We start from the raw sequence: 5,702 nt of genomic DNA, 5'->3' as shown, positions 1-5,702 counted from the left end.
TGTTTCATCATAGAAGAAGGCAACGATGTGCGCGAGGCTTTGAAGCGAACGAGCATTGCATGATGTTGTGTCAGGTTGCCCCGGGGCGCGAGGTTAAAATCCGCGAGATGAAAGGGTTGCAATCCCCCTATCGGGGTCATTTACAGGCTTACGGATTGCTTCCCGGGCGATGTATTCGGGTCATATCACAAAATCCAGTGACCATCATTCAAGTTGAGCAGATGGAACTTGCCTTTGAAAAAAGTGTCGCCGAGGGCATCCTGGTTGAACCGGTGAATGGATCGTAAAACTTAAGAAACCTTAAAAATTATCCCCTTGTATTGACAAGGGGATTTAATTTTTGCTATACTGAAAGTGCTTTCATAAAAGTACTTTCAGTATAGCGAGATTTCCCCTGAAAAAATGCTCTCTCGTAAAAATTCCCCCACTATTTACGATGTTGCCCGCTCCGCGGGTGTGAGCATTTCTACAGTTTCGCGCGTCTTGAATAATCCGGAGAGAGTTAACGAATCTACCCGCTTGCATGTACTGGCAACTATTGACGAATTGGGTTTTGTGCCCAAAGCCGAGGCACGGGCGAGGGCTTTGCGTTCCTCCGGTAGAGTGGGTGTCATCACCCCTTTTTTTACCGCACCTTCTTTTGTTCAACGACTAAGAGGTGTGGCTTCTGTTCTGACAGAATCGAATTACGAGCTGGTGATTTTCACGGTAGATACACTGGAACGCCTGCAGCATTATCTGGATACTATTCCACTGACCCATAATTTAGATGGGTTAATTCTCATCTCGGTCAGGATAGATGAGAAAACGGCCGATCGAATCGTTCAACACAAATTGGAAACGGTTTTGATTGAGTATCCTCTGAAGGTTTTCAGCAGTGTGGAGATTGATGATGAGGAAGGTGGAAAAATAGCTGCCCGATATCTGTTAGGCAAGGGATATACTGAATTTGCTTTTGTAGGTGAAACCAATTTTCCCAAGTATGGGATCAATCCCATCAGTTCACGGTTGAAGGGTTTTCAAGAGGTATTAAAGGAGTCGGACATACAATTTTCTGAGGCTCAGGTATGGGAAACCCCTTATCATGTGGATGCAACCCGTTTTGTTGCGTTAGAAAGGTTGAAAACGGCAAAATTACCGCTTGCCATTTTTTCGGCAACTGATCTTCAAGCCATAGGGGTAATCAAAGCCGCCAGACAACTTGGATACCGCATTCCGGAGGATGTTGCCATTTTGGGTTTTGATGATTTGGATATTGCAGACTACATGGAGCTTTCAACCGTCCGCCAACCTCTTGATGAATCCGGTCGGGTAGCCGCGGAACTGCTGTTTTCGAGAATGCTCGACTCCACCCGACCGATTCAACATATTCGTTTACCGTTGTCTTTGATTGAGCGTGGGACGACGTGATACTGGATGCTACCGAAATTGAAAGGAGGTGATTAATCCAGAAAACCGCCGAAAAATTTTGTAGATATGGCCAATTTGGCATGTCGTTCTGTCCAAAAATTGATTCTTGGAGGAGAAAATGAAAAACCGTTTCTGGCAAATAATAACAATTCTGATGGTTGCTGCGCTGGTGCTGGCTGCCTGCGCACAACCGACTGCTGCACCTACCCAGCCGCCTGCCAGCGCAGGTGGTTCCTTCCTCGACCGGGCTTTTGCGGGTGAGTTCAAGGGTACGGTGGTCACAATGGCCGGCCCCTTCACCGATAACGATGCGGTCAAGTTTGAACAATCGGTAAAGGATTTTGAGGATAAAACCGGAATTGACATTCAATACGAAGGTTCAAAGGAATTTGAAGCTTCCATATCCATTCGTATTGATGGCGGCAATCCCCCCGATATCGTAGACTTTCCACAGCCGGGGCTGCTTGCGACCTTTGCTGCCAAAGGTAAGGCAATTGATGTCAGCACCTTCCTGGACATGGAGAAGTTGAAGAAGAATTACAACCAATCCTGGCTGGATATGGCCATGATGGACAGCCCGAATGGCAAGATCATGGCTGGGGTGTGGGGCCGCGTCAACGGCAAATCGCTGGTCTGGTATCCCAAGAAGGCTTTTGAGGAGGCAGGTTACAAGATCCCGACCACGTGGGATGAATTGCTGGCATTAAGTGAAGAAATCAAAAACGACGGCGATGCCCCGTGGTGTGTTGGTATCGAATCCGGTGCTGCTACCGGTTGGCCGATGACCGACTGGATTGAGGAAACCATGCTGCGCACCACTTCGCTTGAAAATTACGACAAGTGGGTGAAAGGTGAATTGAAGTTCGATTCACCTGAAGTGCGCCGTGCCATTGAAAAGGTCACCGAAATCTGGTTCACCGATGGTTATGTTTACGGCGGCCGGCAGGCTATTGCCACAACCTTCTTCGGTGACGCCCCGAAACCGATGTTTGATAATCCACCCAAGTGCTGGCTGCACAAACAGGGCAACTTCATCACCACCTTCTTCCCCGAAGGTCTGACCGCCGGTGTGGATTATGACTTCTTCTACTTTCCGCCGATTGACCCCGCCTACGGAAAGCCCGTGCTGGTGGCTGGCGATATTTACGCCATGTTCAATGATCGTCCGGAAGTTCGCGCCGTAATGGAATACTTCACCACGGGTGCTTCGGTTGAAGGCTGGGTGCGCGCTGGCGGCGCAATTTCACCGCATCTCGATTCCAGCCTTGACTGGTATTCAAACGAAGTGGATCGCGGCGTTGCCGAAATCATCCTCAACGCTACCTCGGTGCGCTTTGATGGCTCAGACTTGATGCCCGGCGCAGTAGGTGCAGGCTCCTTCTGGAAGAGCATGACCTCATATGTATCTGGTGCGATTGATCTGGATACCGCGTTGAGGGACATTGATGCCTCCTGGCCGAAATAACTCAATCAGTCTATCTGTCTGAGAGGAGTTTGAGGCTCGAGTAAATTGGAGGGGCAGGTGATGGTGATAGGGGATAACCTGCCCCTCTCATCCCCGGATGAATATATAATCTTTTTCAAAGGTCCTTTTTTAAAGAAGGGAGCGCATGATGCAGAACCAGCCAAGTGTAAATGCAGGTAACCAAATTATCCATTGGTTGACCACCGGGGTGGGGAGAATACTTGTTTCGATTTTTGTCCCTCTGGTCACTTTTCTGGTACTGTGGCGTGGTTTTATCTTTCTACGAGACAGTAATGCCCCTCAATTCATCATCGTATTGGTCGCTGTCGTGTGGGGAGTGGGAGGGGTAGCGCTCCTGTATGGTGTGTCCAACTGGCTGGTCGAGAAGCTCTCCGGCGAGTGGGTACGGCGGCTTCAACCGTTTATCTTTATTGGCCCAGCCGTCGCAATTTTATTCTGGTACCTTTTTCTGCCAACCATTCGAACCCTAATTTTGAGTTTTCAGGATGGGTTGGCTAGAAATTTTGTTGGGATTGAAAATTATATTTTTGCCTTTACTGACCGGGTCATGCTGGAGGCATTCCGCAATAATTTGTTGTGGATGATTCTGGGCACCGGCTTCAGTGTCGGTTTGGGTTTGCTGATCGCCGTGCTTGCCGATCGCACCCCTTTGGAAAAAGTCTATAAAGCCATCATTTTCATGCCAATGGCCATATCCTTTGTCGGCGCAGGTGTGATCTGGAAATTTGTATATGCATACCGGGGTGAAGGTGTTGGTATACAGGAGATAGGTTTATTGAATGCCATTGTGATCGGCTTGGGAGGTAAAGCTCAGCCGTGGTTGTTGAATCCACCCATCAATAACCTTTTTCTCATTGTGATCATGGTATGGCTGCAAACCGGTTATGCGATGGTCATCTTATCATCTGCAATCAAAGGTATACCTTCGGAATTGTTAGAAGCGGCGAGGGTGGATGGTGCCAACGAATTTCAGGTATTCTTTCAAATCATGGTGCCGACCATTCAAAGCACGCTTTTGACAGTCACTACAACCATTGTCATATTTAGTTTGAAACTATTTGATATTGTACGGGTCATGACAGGGGGGAATTACGGAACAAATGTCATTGCCAACGAATTTTATCTTCAGCAATTTACCTATAATCACTCCGGAAGGGCATCAGCGATTGCGATTGTGCTATTGATAGCGGTCATTCCGGTAATGATCTACAATCTCCGCCAGTTCCGCGAAAGGAGGGCTTTCTAATGGCTACAAAACAAGCCAGTCAAAAGGGTCAAAAACGGTTGGGCAGCCTTTTCGTCAATGGCGTGCTGATCTTGATCTGCCTGATCTGGTTAATTCCAACCATTGGAGTATTCATCACCTCTTTCCGGAACAGTGAAGATATTTACAGCAGCGGCTGGTGGACAGTGTTTCCGCATCGTGGCTGGGTAAAGGTCGAAGAAGTCCGTGTACCTGAGACCATTGATGTGGATCAACCGTTTGAAGTAGCCGGAATAACTGCCGATTTTGCCACGTTGCGTCAAGGAGTTGTAACACCGGATGGTCGCAAAATCACCTGGATCGGTAATAAAAGGTCGCGGCTGGTGATTGTGGAAGAAAGGAAGTGGGTTGGGTTTTCAGCGCGGTTAACCCTGGATAATTATCGGGATACTTTGAGTGGAAAAGAAATTCGTTTTCGTGATGCATCGGGTAATGAGATTACCCGCAAGGGAAACAACCTTGGCGGTGCTTTCCTTAACTCCATAGCCGTAGCGGTTCCTTCTACCATTATTCCAATCTTGATTGCAGCTTTTGCGGCGTATGGCTTTGCTTGGCTCAATTTTCCGGGTAGAAAATTGTTGTTTACGCTGGTGGTAGCCTTACTGGTGGTTCCGCTGCAAATTGCGCTCGTGCCGATCCTGAGGGATTACACCCAATTGAATTTGAACGGTACATACCTTGCCATGTGGCTGGCTCATACCGGTTTTGGATTGCCACTGGCAGTCTACCTGTTGTTTAATTACATTGGCTCTCTACCGCGCGATATTTTAGAGTCAGCTTTCATTGATGGGGCTTCGCACTTTACCATTTTCACCCGGCTGATTTTACCGCTATCCATTCCGGCACTGGCGTCTTTTGCCATTTTCCAGTTTTTATGGGTGTGGAATGATTATCTGGTTGCGCTGGTGTTCCTGGGCGATCAAAACCGGGTTGTTACCAGTGCGCTGGCGGCGATGGTGGGTGAAAAAGGACAGGACTGGCATTTGCTCACTTCTGGCGCATTTGTCAGCATGATTTTACCCTTGACGGTATTCTTTGCCTTACAACGTTACTTCGTGCGCGGTTTGATGGCAGGTTCTGTCAAAGGATAAAGCAGAAAGGAATCAGGTTTATGGATCTTTCCAGAGAGTCGAAAAGGACCCTGGATCGGCTAGAACCGCGTCTTGAGACGCGGTTTGCCGATTACATCTCCAAACATCCGGAAGAATGGCAAGTTTTTGAAGCTCGTCTAAACCGGCATTTTGAAGATCTTTTTCGAATTCTTCATCATCTTTACGGTGAACATTACGATTTCTTTTATCACATCGAAGAATTACTGGGTGTGCTCGCTAGTTACTGGGCTCAACGAAGCGTTGAATTAAAAACATTGGATGCAGAGCGAGAAAACAATCCGGACTGGTTCCAATCCAATCAAATGTTGGGGGGTGTCTGTTATGTAGATTTGTTTGCCGGTAATTTGAAGGGAGTTCAGGAAAAAATCCCTTATTTCAAAGAGTTGGGATTGACCTATTTGCACCTGATGCCGCTATTCCGCTGCCCGGA

The 5,702-nt window shown here is 47.8% G+C and carries 5 protein-coding genes and 1 pseudogene; all 6 read left to right on the top strand.

Translation table 11 applies throughout. The annotated features are described in order from the left end of the window. The coding region (locus VAE48_RS05595) for a FeoA family protein (protein ID WP_322792335.1) at nt 1-287 on the top strand (287 nt) is incomplete at its 5' end. 115 nt (nt 288-402) lie between these two features. After that, nucleotides 403-1,410: a LacI family DNA-binding transcriptional regulator gene (locus VAE48_RS05590; protein WP_322792334.1), complete on the top strand. Its 1,008-nt coding sequence runs from the start codon at nt 403-405 to the stop codon at nt 1,408-1,410. Between the two features lie 118 nt (nt 1,411-1,528). Further along, a complete protein-coding gene (locus tag VAE48_RS05585) occupies nt 1,529-2,875 on the top strand; it encodes an ABC transporter substrate-binding protein (protein ID WP_322792333.1) in 1,347 nt (448 codons plus the stop codon). A 148-nt stretch (nt 2,876-3,023) separates the two neighbouring features. Next, a complete protein-coding gene (locus VAE48_RS05580) occupies nt 3,024-4,142 on the top strand; it encodes a carbohydrate ABC transporter permease (RefSeq protein ID WP_416181023.1) in 1,119 nt (372 codons plus the stop codon). Continuing rightward, on the top strand, nt 4,142-5,251 hold the full coding sequence (locus VAE48_RS05575; RefSeq protein WP_322792331.1) for a carbohydrate ABC transporter permease: 1,110 nt from the start codon (nt 4,142-4,144) through the stop codon (nt 5,249-5,251). Before VAE48_RS05580 ends, VAE48_RS05575 begins: the two co-directional genes overlap by 1 nt. Before the next feature lie 20 nt (nt 5,252-5,271). Next, nucleotides 5,272-5,702 (top strand): annotated as a pseudogene (locus VAE48_RS05570) (amylosucrase); the annotation flags it as partial.

The sequence above is a fragment of the Bellilinea sp. genome (genome assembly GCF_034432615.1).
Taxonomy (GTDB): domain Bacteria; phylum Chloroflexota; class Anaerolineae; order Anaerolineales; family Anaerolineaceae; genus Bellilinea.
The sequence above is the reverse complement of the archived record's forward strand: the minus strand, read 5'-3'. Positions and strand labels throughout refer to the sequence as shown.

Excerpts from the sequence above, each read along its gene's own strand:
- VAE48_RS05585 (WP_322792333.1), top strand. The coding sequence starts at position 1,529 with ATGAAAAACCGTTTCTGGCAAATAATAACAATTCTGATGGTTGCTGCG.
- VAE48_RS05590 (WP_322792334.1), top strand. The coding sequence starts at position 403 with ATGCTCTCTCGTAAAAATTCCCCCACTATTTACGATGTTGCCCGCTCC.
- VAE48_RS05575 (WP_322792331.1), top strand. The coding sequence starts at position 4,142 with ATGGCTACAAAACAAGCCAGTCAAAAGGGTCAAAAACGGTTGGGCAGC.
- VAE48_RS05580 (WP_416181023.1), top strand. The coding sequence starts at position 3,024 with ATGCAGAACCAGCCAAGTGTAAATGCAGGTAACCAAATTATCCATTGG.